The sequence below is a fragment of the Acinetobacter endophylla genome (assembly GCF_053543775.1).
The window spans coordinates 33772-47519 of the sequence record NZ_JBLVOM010000237.1; the positions used below are offsets into that span (position 1 = coordinate 33772).

Here is a 13748-nt window from a genome sequence, read left to right on the forward strand (position 1 = left end):
AGGAAGCAATATGACGCGTACTGCAAATGAGTTTCTAACTCCGCAAGCGATCAAGGTCGAAGCGGCAAGCGGGACCTCGGCAAAAGTTATTCTAGAACCATTAGAGCGTGGCTTTGGTCATACTCTTGGTAATGCTTTACGTCGCATCCTTCTTTCTTCTCTACCTGGCGCAGCTGTGGTAGAAGTTGAGATTGAAGGGGTCGAGCACGAGTACAGTACTTTGGAAGGCTTGCAGCAGGACATCGTCGAGCTCTTGCTGAACCTAAAAGGATTGTCGATTAAGCTGTTCGATCAAAATGAAGCATATTTGACATTAGAGAAACAAGGTGCAGGCGACGTAACTGCGGCTGACCTTCGTTTACCTCATAATGTTGAAGTGGTTAACCCTGAACATTTGATCGGTACTTTAAGTGCCTCAGGCTCATTGAAAATGCGTCTGAAAGTGGCTCAAGGTCGTGGCTACGAGACTTCTGATTCACGCTTCCCAGAAGGCGAAACTCGCCCAGTGGGTCGCTTGCAGTTAGATGCTTCTTACAGCCCAATCAAACGTGTTTCATACACCGTGGAAAACGCGCGTGTAGAACAACGTACTGACCTTGATAAACTGATCATTGATCTTGAAACCAATGGTACTGTAGATCCTGAAGAAGCGATCCGCAAAGCTGCAACTATTTTGCAGCAACAAATTGCGATCTTCGTTGACCTTCAGAAAGATCAAGCACCTGTTGCTCAAGAGCCTCGTGAAGAAGTTGACCCAATCTTGCTTCGCCCAGTAGATGATCTAGAGCTAACTGTTCGTTCTGCTAACTGTTTGAAAGCAGAAAACATTTACTACATTGGTGATCTTGTACAGCGTACCGAAGTTGAGTTGCTTAAAACTCCTAACTTGGGTAAAAAATCGCTTACTGAGATCAAAGATGTTCTGGCTTCTAAAGGCTTACAACTCGGCATGCGTTTAGAGAACTGGCCACCGGCTAGTCTCCGTATGGACGATCGTTTCGCCTATCGTAGCCGTTAATTAAGTAGGACTATCACCATGCGTCATCGTAATAGTGGTGTGAAATTAGGCCGTACAAGCAGTCATCGTAAAGCGATGTTCCAAAACATGGCTAACTCTTTGTTCGAGCACGAGTTGATCAAAACAACTGTGCCTAAAGCAAAAGAGTTACGTCGTGTAGCTGAGCCTTTAATCACTTTAGCTAAAAACGATACAGTAGCAAACCGTCGTTTGGCGTTTGCTCGTACTCGTTCAGCAGCAACTGTTGGTAAATTATTTACCGTTCTTGGCCCTCGTTACAAAGAGCGTAACGGCGGTTATCTACGTGTTCTTAAAGCGGGCTTCCGTGCAGGTGATGCTGCACCGATGGCTTACGTTGAGCTAGTAGATCGCGAAGTTAACTAATTTCGTGAAGAATAACGCAAGTTGTTCGAAAAGGTCGGTTGAATAAACCGGCCTTTTTTATTGTCTGTATATTTTAATTTAGTCTGACTTTTAATCTCGTATAACTGGATCTGGCCTCAAAAGATAAAAAAATAACGTCTTTTTAATAAACTTGACATTGTGTATTGTCAGTTTTGTGATTTAATAAAAACAGATAGCATCGCTTAGGTAAAAAAACAACATGGAAAAGCAGGTAGATATTTTAATTGTGGGTGCGGGGATCTCGGGGATTGGTCTGGCAGCGCATCTTTCTAAACATTGTCCACAACGCTCTTTTGACATCATCGAACGTCGTGAAAGTATTGGTGGAACTTGGGATCTGTTTAAATATCCGGGAATTCGTTCCGATTCGGATATGTCGACTTTTGGCTTTAATTTTAAGCCTTGGAAAAAAGAAAGCGTGCTTGCCGATGGCGCATCCATCAAAAATTATCTGACTGAAGTGGTAGAGGAATTCAAGCTACAGTCGAAAATCCATTTTCAGCATCGTGTCTTAAGTGCTGATTATGATTCTGCGACCTGCAAATGGTCGGTAGAGATGGAGGACGCACAAGGCAAGAAGCAAACCTGGATCGCCAACTTCGTACTGGGCTGTACCGGTTATTACAACTATGACCAAGGTTTCCAGCCAGAGTTTCCCAATCAGGAGGCATTCAAAGGTGAATTTATTCATCCGCAACATTGGCCGGAAAATTTAAACTATAAAGGCAAAAAAGTGGTGATTATTGGCAGTGGTGCGACTGCGATTACTTTAGTTCCTGCGCTGGTTAAAGGTGGCGCAGGGCATGTCACCATGTTGCAGCGTTCTCCGACCTATATTGCCTCTGTGCCATCGGTTGATTTTATTTATTCAAAAATGCGTAAATATTTGCCTGAAGAGGTCGCCTATAAGCTAACGCGTGCGCGTAATATTGGCATGCAGCGTGGGATTTATGCCTTGGCACAAAAACAGCCCAAATTATTAAAAACGCTTTTGCTTAAATCGGTAAAATTTCAGCTCAAAGGTAAAGTGGACATGAAGCACTTTACCCCAAATTATGAGCCTTGGGATCAGCGTCTCTGTGTAGTCCCGGATGGTGACCTGTTTAAAATTTTACGTGAAGGGCAGGCATCGGTTGCAACGGATCAGATAGAAACCTTTACCGAAACGAGAATTCAGCTGAAATCAGGTCAACATCTGGATGCTGATATTATTGTCTCTGCCACCGGTCTGAATATCCAGATTCTCGGTGGGATTCAGGCGACGATGGATGGTCAGCCTGTCGATACCTCACAGCATATGCTGTATAGAGGCATCATGGTCAGTGATATACCGAATATGGCGCTGATTATTGGCTATATTAATGCCTCCTGGACGCTTAAAGTCGACATTGCAGCAGAATATATTTGCCGTCTGTTGAACTATATGGATCAGCAAGGTTATGCGCAGGTGATTCCTCAGGGAAATCAGAGTGAATTACTTCAGGATACCGTCATGGGAAGTCTCAGTTCCGGTTATATCGCCCGTGCTGCGGACGTAATGCCAAAGCAGGGTAAACATGCACCTTGGAAAGTTAGCAATAATTATCTGGCAGATCGCAAGGAACTCAAGCAGGCTTCGTTTGAAGATACCGTGCTAAAATTTAAAAAAAACAGCAATGCTCTAAAGTATAAACCGCGTCTGGTTTCTTAAGCTTAGATTTTTGAATAAAGAAAAAAAGAGTCCCTAGCGACTCTTTTTTTTCTTTATTCAGTTTAAAGCGAACGAGCGATGAGTTCTTTCATGATTTCATTGGTACCCGCATAAATCCGATTGGCACGGTTGTCGATATAGGCACGGGCAATCGGATATTCCAGCATATAACCATAGCCGCCATGCAATTGCAGACATTCATCAACGACTTTGCTGTACATTTCTGAAATCTTGTATTTGGCCGCAGCAGCGGCATCTACGCCTAGTTCGTGATTGAGTTGCAGCTGCATACAGCGATCCAGATAAGTGCGGCACACATCGATCTCGGTACGTAGTTCTGCCAGTTTAAAACGGGTATTTTGAAAATGGCTGATGCTCTTGCCAAATGCCTGACGTTCCTTGGTATATTTCACTGTATGGGCAAAAGCGGCTTCAGCGCCTGCCTGACAGATAATCGCCACAATCAGGCGTTCCCAAGCCAGTTCTTTCATCAGCATCATAAAGCCCATGCCTTCCAGACCGAGCAGGTTTTCTGTGGGTACCCGAACATTGTCAAAGAACAGTTCGCAGGTATCCTGACCTTTCATGCCAATTTTATTCAGCGGCTTGCCTTTACTAAATCCGGCACGCTCTGCTTCAACCATAATCAATGAAAGATTGGCTGAACCTTTGTCATTATTGCCGGTTTTACAGACCACAATCGCCATGTCACAGAGATAGCCATTGGTAATAAAGATTTTGGAACCATTAATCACATAGTCATCGCCATCGAGTACTGCCGAGGTACGCACTGCTTGCAGGTCAGAGCCAGTTCCCGGTTCGGTCATGGCAATCGCGGTGACGACCTCTCCAGACGCCATTTTCGGTAACCATTGTTGTTTTTGAGCTTTATTACCAAAATTCAGCAGATAATTGGCAACAATATCCGAATGCAATGAAAATCCAGTCGCTGAATCTCCGGCATAGGCCTGTTCCTCAATCAAAATCATGCTATACAGCCGGTCTACGCCAGAGCCGCCATATTCTTCGGGCATGGTAGCGCAGAGCAATCCAAGCTCACCGGCTTTATTCCACAGCTCTCGATCTACATGCTGTTGACTTTCATAACGCTCGGTATGTGGAATGACTTCTTTCTCATAAAATTTACGTACCGTCTCGCGAAAAGCATCATGTTCGGTACTAAAGAGTTGGCACGGCAGCATCGGGGCAAGTGGGCGAATGGCTGCAGATTGCATCTTGTTATTCCTTATTTTGATTTGTTTGGTTTAACTTAGGTCATGCCAAGATCAGCAGCAATGAGCGGAATGTTCAAATGACTTAAATCTGCTGATGCTTTTGGTCATTTCTATGAAATCCCTCGAAATTCAGCCAGCGCTTCAGGTAAACTATTCGGGTTTATAACGAGTTGGGGAAATTCGATGACTGATGACATCAGCTTAGAAGAGCGCAAAGTGATTTATCGTGCGCGTCGTGGTTTAAAAGAACTGGATGTATATTTTGATCCCTACGTAAAAAACCATTACCTGAGTGCTGAGCCTTTCGAAAAACAGATGTTTGCAGAGCTGGTTGAGCAGGAAGACCCGGATTTACTGGACTGGTTTATGGAAGTGTCTGAGCCACCGCGTCCTGAACTGAAAGATTTTATCAAGAAGCTTAAATTTTACGTTCATGGATAATCGTTGCTTCAAGCTGAAACGCAGTCTGTGTGCATTGGCGTTTCAGCTTTTTATTTTTGCACTGCTGATGTATCTGTTGTATCAGTTATTACCGATTGCACTTTGGGCAATGTGCGCTGTCATAGGCTTGGTGATTTATCAGCTGTTTTACCGCAAGACTCCCCAGATCGAGCAGTTTGAATATCTGGATGGACGTGAATGGTCATTGACTACCAAAGCACGACCGACCCGTCGGGTATGTATTAGTCACGTAATTGATCATCAGGCGTATATTGTGGTGTATTTCCAGCATGCCAAGGCGCGACCTTTATTGATCTGGTGTGATCAATTGCCCTTCAAACAATGGAAATCCTTAAAATTATTGACTAAATTAATTTAGTTGTAAAACAAACGCATTTTAATGATTTAATTAAAATGCACATAAAACAAATATTTAGTCTATCACCTCATTTTTATTGTTAGACAAAAACTAAGTTTAATTCATCACTTAGAGCGATTGTCTGACAATTTAACCGCTGTGTTTTATTTTTAGCCTGTACATTTAACTCACCTACAGCAACTGGGGGAGACCGCAATGGAATTTCCAGTGTAGATGTTTCTAAGTATGGCGATTGTTTTAGCCCTGGTAATTGGACGACTCGGGGCGGTGCTGAAGGATAAATTTTAATCTTAATCAAGCAGGGTTTTATCATTTTTCTGCTTGTACAGTTAATAAGTAGCATGTGCTGAACCGTCGCAATGCTACTTTTTTTTGCCCAAAATTTGGGATTCTCCTAAATACAGTCAATTGCAGCGCGGCCATTTAATGGCAAAGTGTCTCGTCTAAATTAGAGTAAATACTCTTTTATTCACAAAATGCTTCTGATATCTTTAGCAGAAAGATGGACATAATCACAATTATAGAGGACAGGAAAATGTCAGGCGTCCGTAAAATATGCCAAGGTATGGCGACCATTGCAATAACAACAACAGTTTTGACGGGGTGTTCTCAGGTCATTAAAACCGGTGCCAATGTTGCACTGGGTTTCACCGAAAACCATATTGTCCCGCCGATTTTAGCGATGGATGATGCTGAAATGGTGTGTAATTCAGGGAATTCTTTAACGCCGGCCATTATGGCGACCAAAGAAATGGGTGCAGATCCAACGCGGGTGGCCGTGCTGATGTATTCGGCTGCCGGTATTTGTGCCGAGCAGAAAGCGCTGGAAGCCGAGTTACGCTATCTACGTGCTTCAAAAACCAATCAGGTGGCAGAAGCTCAAGATGCCCGAATTGAGCAGAAGCGCTGGGCGGCACTGGCAGCACAGCGTCAATATACCGGTTATCAACTGTTCCAGAGCCGTTATGAAAAGAAATACCAAAAAGCCCTAGGTGAAGAATGCCCGCGCATGAATAGTGACATCGAGCAAACGGTTTATCTGCTGGGTATGCTCAGTGGCTTGCAGGCCATGACCAATGATATTAACTCAGGTGGTGCAGTGCATGTACCGAAAGATATTGCTGCCGTGGTTGAACGCGGCATGGTGTGTCTGGATAACGCGAAATTCTGGGGTGCTCCGAATGCTACTCGTGCGGTGATATGGACCTTATTGCCAGGCGCAGGAGATGGTAAACCTGATCCTTACCAAACCTTAAAACAATCTACACAAATTGGTGAGCAAAAAGGTGTACGTTTATCTCATGCCTTGTACGCTGTAGCGGCTCAGGCCAGTGGTGATGATGCCAAAGTCCGCGATGCCTTAAAAACCTTTGCTCAGGCACGTACTGAGGAAAAGCCGGTCAATCCGCAATTCAAGCTGATCGACAGCATGGCTGCGATTATGGTCAGTGGCATATCAGATCGTTACTGGACAGAAAATACCGGTATACGTAGTGGCGATGATGGCATGCAACGTTTCTGGGATGAATCCGACAGTTCTTCTGAGCTCGATGATCTGTTCAGTGCGGATCTGTAATGCAGATACTATGTATAAATCTTCAGGGATGAAGTCAAACTAGATGGTCGGGGGAGGACAACAGGCCGATGCTAGATCAACATTTTCGACGAAAAATTATTTTTCTAGCGGCTTTTGTCTCTCTCTCTGCATGTCTGCAAATTTTTCAGGATCATTTCATCTACTGGCAAGAGAGCCTGTTAGGTGAATTTTGGCGACTCTGGACAGCGCATTGGGTGCATGTGGGCTGGATTCATTATTTTCTGAATATTCTCGCCTTTCTCTGTTTGCCTTTCATTTTTCCACGCGCCACCGTCTGGCATTTCTGTGCCATTTTACTGATCTTGCCACCGTTGATCAGTTTAAGTTTTTATTTTTTCTTACCCAATATTGAAGCCTATGCCGGCTTGTCAGGCGTACTGCATGGCGCCTACGTAGCAGTGGCCTGTGTGCATTTGCTGTATAAGCGGGAACGCGGTTTTGCGGCGCTGGTGTTGTTTTTGATCTTTGCCAAACTGGTCTGGGAAAACACCATTGGCAATGTCGGGACGACGCAGCTGATCGGTAGTCCGGTTTTGGTTGAGGCACATTTACTTGGTGTGATTTGGGGCGTTATTCTGGCGCTGATCTATATCGTGAGCAATTATTTTCGGGATAATTAAAGTGCAGAGATAAATCATTTTCTTGGCAGAAAATACAAAAAGAAAATATAAATTGTCATTTTTATTGTGCCAATTTTCATGCAAAGTCAAAACATAGAATAAAGATCCTGACCTTTGAAAAGGAATTTTCGGGGCAGAAGGGAAGATCGGCGTCCTAGACCAAGCATCAGGCCGCTAAAATAAAAATAGGAATACACATGCAAAATGATGATCAAAACAGATCAGGATTAGGTCTGTTGCGTTATATATGGACAGAGTGGATCTCGACCTTCGTCGTGCTGGTTTTACTTTTGCTCACTTTGATTATTGGCACCGGGGAAATGATTCACGGCCAGTTGCTGCGTATGGGCGAGCGTATTTACGGCGATCCGGCAACCGCAATGCAATATTCATTTCTAAGGGCTGAACCGACGCGTCCACAATGTGAACGCAATATCAATGTTGATCAGCGTGTTCAGCAGCAAATGAAAGCCGATGCAGCCGATGAATATGCCGATTTCTTCGGGGTGCGTTCGGAAGCGGATGTCCGTGCTGCGGTGTTACAGGCACAGCAGGTCTGTGAAGAATCCTACCTGTTCTATGATAAAGCCATTCAACATGTGGAAGCTCATCCAAGTATTCGGGCTTATCGGACGTTTGAAACCTCTTTCTTTGGTATCTTCAAGTTTGGTACAGAAAACCGGGCTTTGCTCTTGGTTATCATGGTGGTCTTTGCTGCGATCAGTGCCACCCTAAAAACTCATCATATTGGTTTACGTAGCCCGAGCACACGTATCGACTTTAAAGTTTATTCGGTCGCCATGCTGGTTGCTAATGCTTTCCTGGCATTTTCATCCTATAGCCAATATCAGTCCGTATTGAACTCGGGCGTGCCGATGGGAGAGATGAAATACATCTACTGGTTGTGGATGATTCTGTTCAGCACCCTCACATTGATCAGCTTGTATCAGGTGATCAAACAACCAAAACCAACGCGTGAGGGCGGCAGTTTTGGTCTGGCCTTTCTGAGTGTACCGCTATATGCCTATATGGCCATTACGACCGGAATAAATTTCACTTTCTTTATGGACTATCCAATGGGACAGGGGATTTACCTCGGTCAATTGGTAGAGTTTTCTAGTATCTTCCTGAATCTGGCCTTGTTTATCTGGGCCGGTATGTTGCTGAAACAGACCCGTGTCGTGGACATGTTCCTGAACATTCTGCGTCCCTGGAATTTGGCACCTGAAACCCTGACCTGGCTAATCTTGCTGGCAGCTGCATTACCGACTGCCTATACCGGAGCATCAGGGATTTTTGTAATTGCCGCAGGTGCGATTATTTATAAGGAAGTCTGGAATGCGGGTGGACGCCGTCAGTTTGCACTGGCAGCCACCGCAATGTCCGGCTCAATGGGCGTAGTCTTACGTCCTTGCTTGCTGATTGTCGTTGTGGCATCACTGAATAAAGAAGTGACCACCGACTTACTCTATCACTACGGGATTTATGTCTTCCTGCTCAGCTCGACTTTATTCCTGGTAATTTCCCTGTTCTTTGCAGAAAACAAATTCCGCATTGCTGCGCCTACTGTGGCTGCTCCTCAATCCGGTCGTGCCTTCATGGCGATTATTCCATATATCGTGATTTTCATTCTGATCTGGTTATTCTATAAATATGCCTTGTCGACTGACCTGAATGAATTTACCGCACCGGTGATGATGCCAGTCATTCTGCTGATGATTGTCCTGTTCGATAAGTTACGCCATGAACCTGCGCCGTTGCCGGCAGTGGGGCATTGGGATGAAACCTTGACCGCAACTTTAAACTCAAGATCGACACCTGAACTGGCGACAGCCGGTGCCGCGGCCAATGCAGAATATCGTGAAGCTGAACATAGCGAACAACCAGGCAAAGAGCTGGTTGTTGATCATGCTGTGCAGCGTTCAAAAGCGACTGAAATTTTGCGTCATGTCGGTTTCTGGAAGTCCATGCATATTTCGACCAGTGAGACCGTGGGACATATTGGTGCTCTGGTCATCCTGATGGCACTTTCGGTGAGTGTGGGTGGCTTGCTAGAACGTATGGAAATTATGGAAGCCTTCCCGACCGATATCAGTAGTACCATTCTGGTGATTTCACTGATTGTCGGCTTAATGATTTTTGTCGGGATGATCATGGATCCATTCGGTGCGGTGATTCTGATCTCGGCAACCGTGGCTCCAGTGGCTTACCAATACGGTATTCATCCGGTACATTTCTGGATGATTACCCTGATTGGTTTTGAACTGGGTTATGTGACGCCACCGGTTGCGCTGAATCATTTACTGGCCAGACAGTCGATTGGTGATGCCGAAGTGGCCGAAGCGGATGCAGAAGTACGACACTTGTCTTTCTACTACCGTTATGAACGCTGGATTTTGCCGATGATAGTATTGCTGCCTGCGATGCTGATCATTGCCTATGTGCCTTATATGTTTAAGCTGTTCGGCTGGTATCAATAAAAGAAAAGCAATAAAAAAGCACTTTCGGGTGCTTTTTTATTTATTTGATTTAAATTCGTTAATCAAATTTTGGATGAATTCAGGCGCTTTTGTAGGATCGGGCTACACAATAGAATCGCACAGAAAATCAGCCCCAGCCCAATCACGCTATAGAGGTCCGGAACTTCCTGCCAGAACAGAAAGCCCCACATGCCGGCAAAGAAAATCGCCACATAGTTGACCGGTCCAATCTGTCCTGCCGGAGCCAGCTTGTAGGCATTTGACATAAACAGTTGGCTGAAATTGGCCAGGATGCCGGCAGTAATCAGATAGCTGAGTTCTGTCAGGGTATAAGGTCGCAATAGCCAGAACATCGGAATCACTGAAATCAGGGTGCCAATAAAGCAGAAATAAAACACGATTTTTTCCGGAGACTCAGTTTTAGTCAGTGCCCGAACCGTGACAAAGGCCATCGCCGCCAGAAAGCTCGCACTCAAACCAATGACCGACATCAGGTTAATTAGACCCGAATCTGGTTTGGCGACACAGAGTACGCCGATGAAACCAATCAGAGCTGCGGCTAACATGCTTGTGGTGATTTTTTCCTTGAGAAATAGCCAGGCAATCAAAGGAATAAAAATCGGGGAAGAGTAGGTGAAGACCATGGCATTGGAGAGTTTTAAATGAGCAATGGCATAGAAAAAGCCGTACATGGCAGTCAGGCCGACCACTGCGCGCCAAGTGTGCATCCATAGTTTTTCAGTTTTGAAAAAACCAATGCCTTTATTGAAAATGAAAGGCAGGAAAATAAACAGCCCGACAAAATTGCGAAAGAAGACCACGGTGGCATTATCAACCGTTGCCGAGGCATAACGGATACACACGCCCATGACTGAAAAGAGAAAAGCAGAGCAGGTCAGTAACAGAATGGCTTTAAGCAGATGCGGAGCGGCTGGGGCAGACATGGAAACAACTGAGCTAGAAGATCTGACGATATTCTAGCTGAAATGCTGTCGAGATTTACTGGCTTTGAGCAAGTTGTGCTTCAAGTAACTTGATCTGTTCCTCTTTCAGTTGGATCAACTGGTCGGCATCGCTATGCTGCGCATCCAGTGTGGCTTTTTGTTCATTGAGCTGAACTTGGATATCATCTAATTTAGCCACTTCTTCTTTGGCCAAACTGGCATTCTCCGGCACTGGTGCATCTAACAGCTGATCTGATACCAGTGCTTTAGCTTCGATCGCCTCAGCTGCTTTCGCTGCCGCCGTATCTTCTTCAGTTTTCGCCGCAGGTTTTGCTGCCGGAACAGCCGCGATATCTTCCTGATGTATGCGTTCCGCTTCACCGGAAGAGGCATTCAACCACTGATATAGCAATACTAATGCAACGACAGTAACTAAAGCCCCCATAATCCCCATTAAAAGTTTGGGGTTATTTCTTTGTTCTACTGACATAGCTTGAACCTTGATTTTTATTTTACTGAACGAGGTTTAAACTGAATCACGCCAACTTCATCTGGAACAGCTGGTGTTTCTGGTTGATCAACATGTGTGGGACGATTTTCTTCATAACCACATTCAATACATTCGATCCATTCATCTTCACCAGAGGTCAGCATGACGACGCGATCTAACGCCTGACATTTTGGACATTTTGCGCCTGCAATGAAACGACGTTTAATGGTCATCATACTCACCTTGTGATCAACTTAAAAAGCTAGTTTAAGCGTTTTTAGAGGGGTTCGTCCAACCTTGATGACGCAGCAACGCATCTATTTTTGGCTCGCGTCCGCGGAAATTGATAAATGCGTCAAGTGCTGTGTCTTTTCCGCCAACTGCGAGGATATTTTCCCGAAACTGCTTTCCGGTAGTGGTATTAAAAATACCTTCATCTTCAAAGCGGTCGAAGGCATCACTGGCCAAAACTTCGGCCCATTTATAGGAATAATATCCTGCTGCATAACCACCGGCAAAAATGTGACTGAAGCTGTGCTGGAAACGGTTATAGTCGGTGGTCGGTAGGACCGCATACTTTTCACGGATCTCATTCAGAGTAGCCTGAACCTGTGTTGCATTTAAAGCCGGATTGGCTCGGTGAATACTCAGGTCAAACAGGGCAAATTCAAGCTGACGCAGGGTTTGCATGCCAGACTGGAAGAAACGTGCATCGAGCAGGGCTTTCAGCAACTCTGCCGGCAAGGATTCTTGAGTTTCAATGTGCTCGCTGAGCAGATCCAGACTTTCCTGATCCCAGGCCCAGAATTCCATAAACTGGCTTGGCAGTTCGACCGCATCCCAAGCCACGCCATGGGTACCTGCTACCGCAATATTGTCCACTTCTGTCAGCATATGATGCAGGCCATGACCAAATTCATGGAACAAGGTGATGACTTCATCATGGGTCAAGAGTGCAGGGCGATTGCCGACGGGTGGAGTAAAGTTACCGACCATATAACAAATCGGTTTTTGCAAGCCATCACTGGTCTGCATACGGGAACGGAAACCGCTCATCCATGCACCGCCACGTTTGCCTTGACGTGCATACAGATCAAAATAGAAACCGCCAATCACCTGACCCTGATCTTCTAGTTCAAAATAACGTGCATCTGGATGCCAGACAGGCGCTTCACGTTCAATGACTTGAATGCCATACAGACGATTCACAATACTGAACAGGCCTTGCAGGATTTTTGGTGCAGGGAAGTAAGGTTTAAGCACTTCCTGTGACAAATTAAATTGCTGCATTTTCAGCTTTTCAGAATAATAGCCACTGTCCCACGGTTGCAGATCACGGATGCCATCTTGAGCAGCAATCGCTTTCAGTTCTGCAATTTCTTTCTCTGCTGGCGCGCGGGCATGCTCTGCCAGATCACGCAAGAATTCGTCTACGGCCTCTACACTTGGTGCCATTTTGCTGGCTAAGGACAATTCCGCATAATTATTAAAGCCAAGCAGTTTTGCCATTTCCAGACGCAAACTGAGAATTTCTTCGATCAGTGCAGTATTGTCAAACTCGCTCTGTTCAGCCTGATCTGACGCACGCGTGGTATAAGCTTTATAGAGTTCTTCACGCAGAGGGCGATTTTCTGAATGGGTCATGATCGCCAGATAAGACGGGAAATCCAGCGTAGCCACCGGTTGATCCAGCTCACGTTGCTGACCATATTGTTTTAACAGCTCAATATTATTTGAAGATAGACCCGCTAACTCATCTTCATTCAGCGGTCTGAAATAGGCCTGAGTCGCATCTAGCACATGGTTGGAGAAGTCGGAAGATAATTGGGACAGACGTGCCGAAATTTCCGCATAACGTTTTTTCGCTTCACCCTCTAACGCCACCCCAGATAATTTAAAGTCACGTAAGGCCAGTTTAATGGCGCTTTGCTGCGCTGCCGGCAGTTCACTATAAATCGACGCATCATAAATATGCTGATAGGTCTGATACAGCGCCGTATGTTGACCCAGTTGCGTATAATATTCGCTAAGACCCGGTAAAAGTGCTTGGTAGACATCACGGGTTTCGGCATTGTTCATCACGGCATTTAAATGTGACAAGATGCCCCAAGACTCACTCATATTGTTTTCAAGCGTGTCGACATGTTCCAGAGTAGTCAGCTGCTCCTGTACTGTAGTAGGCGTTTCGGTGAGGTCATTCAGGAACTTTTGCCCTTCAGCGATACAGCTTTCAATTTTTTGTTTTAGCTCAGCCAGCGTAATTTGATCAAATTGTGGAACAGGCAAAGTTGCCTTTTCTAAAGTCATGTCGGTCTGCCAAATTAATTTTCAATGTTAAATCTAGATGTAGGGCTTTTAATTGAGTAAATCAAGTTTTGAAACTAATATTTGCTTTATAATTTGAAAATAGAGAAAAATTATTATGCAAAGAAAAACAGAAGTAACATTT

General features: G+C 45.0%; 13 protein-coding genes. 8 read left to right on the top strand and 5 right to left on the bottom strand.

Translation table 11 applies throughout. From position 1 onward, the window contains the following. Positions 1-10: 10 nt before the first annotated feature. The 3 genes from ACNPNW_RS09005 (at position 11) to ACNPNW_RS09015 (ending at position 3113) form a co-directional block, all read left to right on the top strand. Positions 11-1018, top strand: coding sequence for a DNA-directed RNA polymerase subunit alpha (locus ACNPNW_RS09005; RefSeq protein ID WP_004281489.1), 1008 nt, complete (start codon positions 11-13; stop codon positions 1016-1018). Between the two features lie 18 nt (positions 1019-1036). Beyond that, positions 1037-1402 carry a 50S ribosomal protein L17 gene (gene rplQ, locus ACNPNW_RS09010; protein ID WP_004281488.1) on the top strand — a complete coding sequence of 122 codons (366 nt, stop codon included), beginning with the start codon at positions 1037-1039 and terminating at the stop codon, positions 1400-1402. Positions 1403-1622: 220 nt separating this feature from the next. Further along, the gene (locus ACNPNW_RS09015) at positions 1623-3113 is read left to right on the top strand and encodes a flavin-containing monooxygenase (protein ID WP_448766901.1); all 1491 of its coding nucleotides are present in this window, start codon (positions 1623-1625) and stop codon (positions 3111-3113) included. Between the two features lie 62 nt (positions 3114-3175). Here the strand turns inward: ACNPNW_RS09015 and ACNPNW_RS09020 are convergent, their stop codons facing one another. Beyond that, on the bottom strand, positions 3176-4348 hold the full coding sequence (locus tag ACNPNW_RS09020) for an acyl-CoA dehydrogenase family protein (protein ID WP_005263751.1): 1173 nt from the start codon (positions 4346-4348) through the stop codon (positions 3176-3178). Positions 4349-4531: 183 nt separating this feature from the next. On the opposite strand from ACNPNW_RS09020, the gene ACNPNW_RS09025 reads away from it, so the two are divergent. The 5 genes from ACNPNW_RS09025 to ACNPNW_RS09045 all read left to right on the top strand — a co-directional run bounded on the left by ACNPNW_RS09025 (position 4532) and on the right by ACNPNW_RS09045 (position 9865). Further along, a complete protein-coding gene (locus ACNPNW_RS09025; protein ID WP_005263749.1) occupies positions 4532-4789 on the top strand; it encodes an FAD assembly factor SdhE in 258 nt (85 codons plus the stop codon). Next, a complete protein-coding gene (locus ACNPNW_RS09030) occupies positions 4782-5168 on the top strand; it encodes a hypothetical protein (RefSeq protein WP_005263747.1) in 387 nt (128 codons plus the stop codon). The genes ACNPNW_RS09025 and ACNPNW_RS09030 overlap by 8 nt, the downstream gene beginning before the upstream one ends. Positions 5169-5703: 535 nt before the next feature. Next, complete coding sequence (locus tag ACNPNW_RS09035) at positions 5704-6744, top strand: hypothetical protein (RefSeq protein ID WP_448766902.1); 1041 nt, start codon at positions 5704-5706, stop codon at positions 6742-6744. 68 nt (positions 6745-6812) lie between these two features. Beyond that, positions 6813-7385, top strand: a complete 573-nt coding sequence (gene rrtA, locus ACNPNW_RS09040; RefSeq protein ID WP_420937870.1) for a rhombosortase — start codon at positions 6813-6815, stop codon at positions 7383-7385. A 197-nt stretch (positions 7386-7582) separates the two neighbouring features. After that, a complete protein-coding gene (locus tag ACNPNW_RS09045) occupies positions 7583-9865 on the top strand; it encodes a TRAP transporter large permease subunit (protein WP_448766903.1) in 2283 nt (760 codons plus the stop codon). Between the two features lie 62 nt (positions 9866-9927). Here ACNPNW_RS09045 and ACNPNW_RS09050 read toward each other — a convergent pair whose 3' ends face one another. The 4 genes from ACNPNW_RS09050 to ACNPNW_RS09065 are packed head-to-tail and all read right to left on the bottom strand — an operon-like array spanning position 9928 to position 13621. Continuing rightward, complete coding sequence (locus ACNPNW_RS09050) at positions 9928-10809, bottom strand: DMT family transporter (RefSeq protein ID WP_448766904.1); 882 nt, start codon at positions 10807-10809, stop codon at positions 9928-9930. A gap of 55 nt (positions 10810-10864) precedes the next feature. Then, positions 10865-11299, bottom strand: coding sequence for a restriction endonuclease subunit S domain-containing protein (locus ACNPNW_RS09055; protein WP_005168705.1), 435 nt, complete (start codon positions 11297-11299; stop codon positions 10865-10867). Positions 11300-11316: 17 nt separating this feature from the next. Further along, a complete protein-coding gene (locus ACNPNW_RS09060) occupies positions 11317-11526 on the bottom strand; it encodes a YheV family putative zinc ribbon protein (RefSeq protein ID WP_171054337.1) in 210 nt (69 codons plus the stop codon). A gap of 40 nt (positions 11527-11566) precedes the next feature. After that, positions 11567-13621, bottom strand: coding sequence for a M3 family metallopeptidase (locus ACNPNW_RS09065; protein WP_448766916.1), 2055 nt, complete (start codon positions 13619-13621; stop codon positions 11567-11569). Between the last annotated feature and the right edge of the window lie 127 nt (positions 13622-13748).

Excerpts from the sequence above, each read along its gene's own strand:
- rrtA (WP_420937870.1), top strand. The coding sequence starts at position 6,813 with ATGCTAGATCAACATTTTCGACGAAAAATTATTTTTCTAGCGGCTTTT.
- ACNPNW_RS09035 (WP_448766902.1), top strand. The coding sequence starts at position 5,704 with ATGTCAGGCGTCCGTAAAATATGCCAAGGTATGGCGACCATTGCAATA.
- ACNPNW_RS09045 (WP_448766903.1), top strand. The coding sequence starts at position 7,583 with ATGCAAAATGATGATCAAAACAGATCAGGATTAGGTCTGTTGCGTTAT.
- ACNPNW_RS09005 (WP_004281489.1), top strand. The coding sequence starts at position 11 with ATGACGCGTACTGCAAATGAGTTTCTAACTCCGCAAGCGATCAAGGTC.
- ACNPNW_RS09020 (WP_005263751.1), bottom strand. The coding sequence starts at position 4,348 with ATGCAATCTGCAGCCATTCGCCCACTTGCCCCGATGCTGCCGTGCCAA.
- ACNPNW_RS09055 (WP_005168705.1), bottom strand. The coding sequence starts at position 11,299 with ATGTCAGTAGAACAAAGAAATAACCCCAAACTTTTAATGGGGATTATG.
- ACNPNW_RS09025 (WP_005263749.1), top strand. The coding sequence starts at position 4,532 with ATGACTGATGACATCAGCTTAGAAGAGCGCAAAGTGATTTATCGTGCG.
- ACNPNW_RS09030 (WP_005263747.1), top strand. The coding sequence starts at position 4,782 with ATGGATAATCGTTGCTTCAAGCTGAAACGCAGTCTGTGTGCATTGGCG.
- ACNPNW_RS09015 (WP_448766901.1), top strand. The coding sequence starts at position 1,623 with ATGGAAAAGCAGGTAGATATTTTAATTGTGGGTGCGGGGATCTCGGGG.
- ACNPNW_RS09050 (WP_448766904.1), bottom strand. The coding sequence starts at position 10,809 with ATGTCTGCCCCAGCCGCTCCGCATCTGCTTAAAGCCATTCTGTTACTG.
- rplQ (WP_004281488.1), top strand. The coding sequence starts at position 1,037 with ATGCGTCATCGTAATAGTGGTGTGAAATTAGGCCGTACAAGCAGTCAT.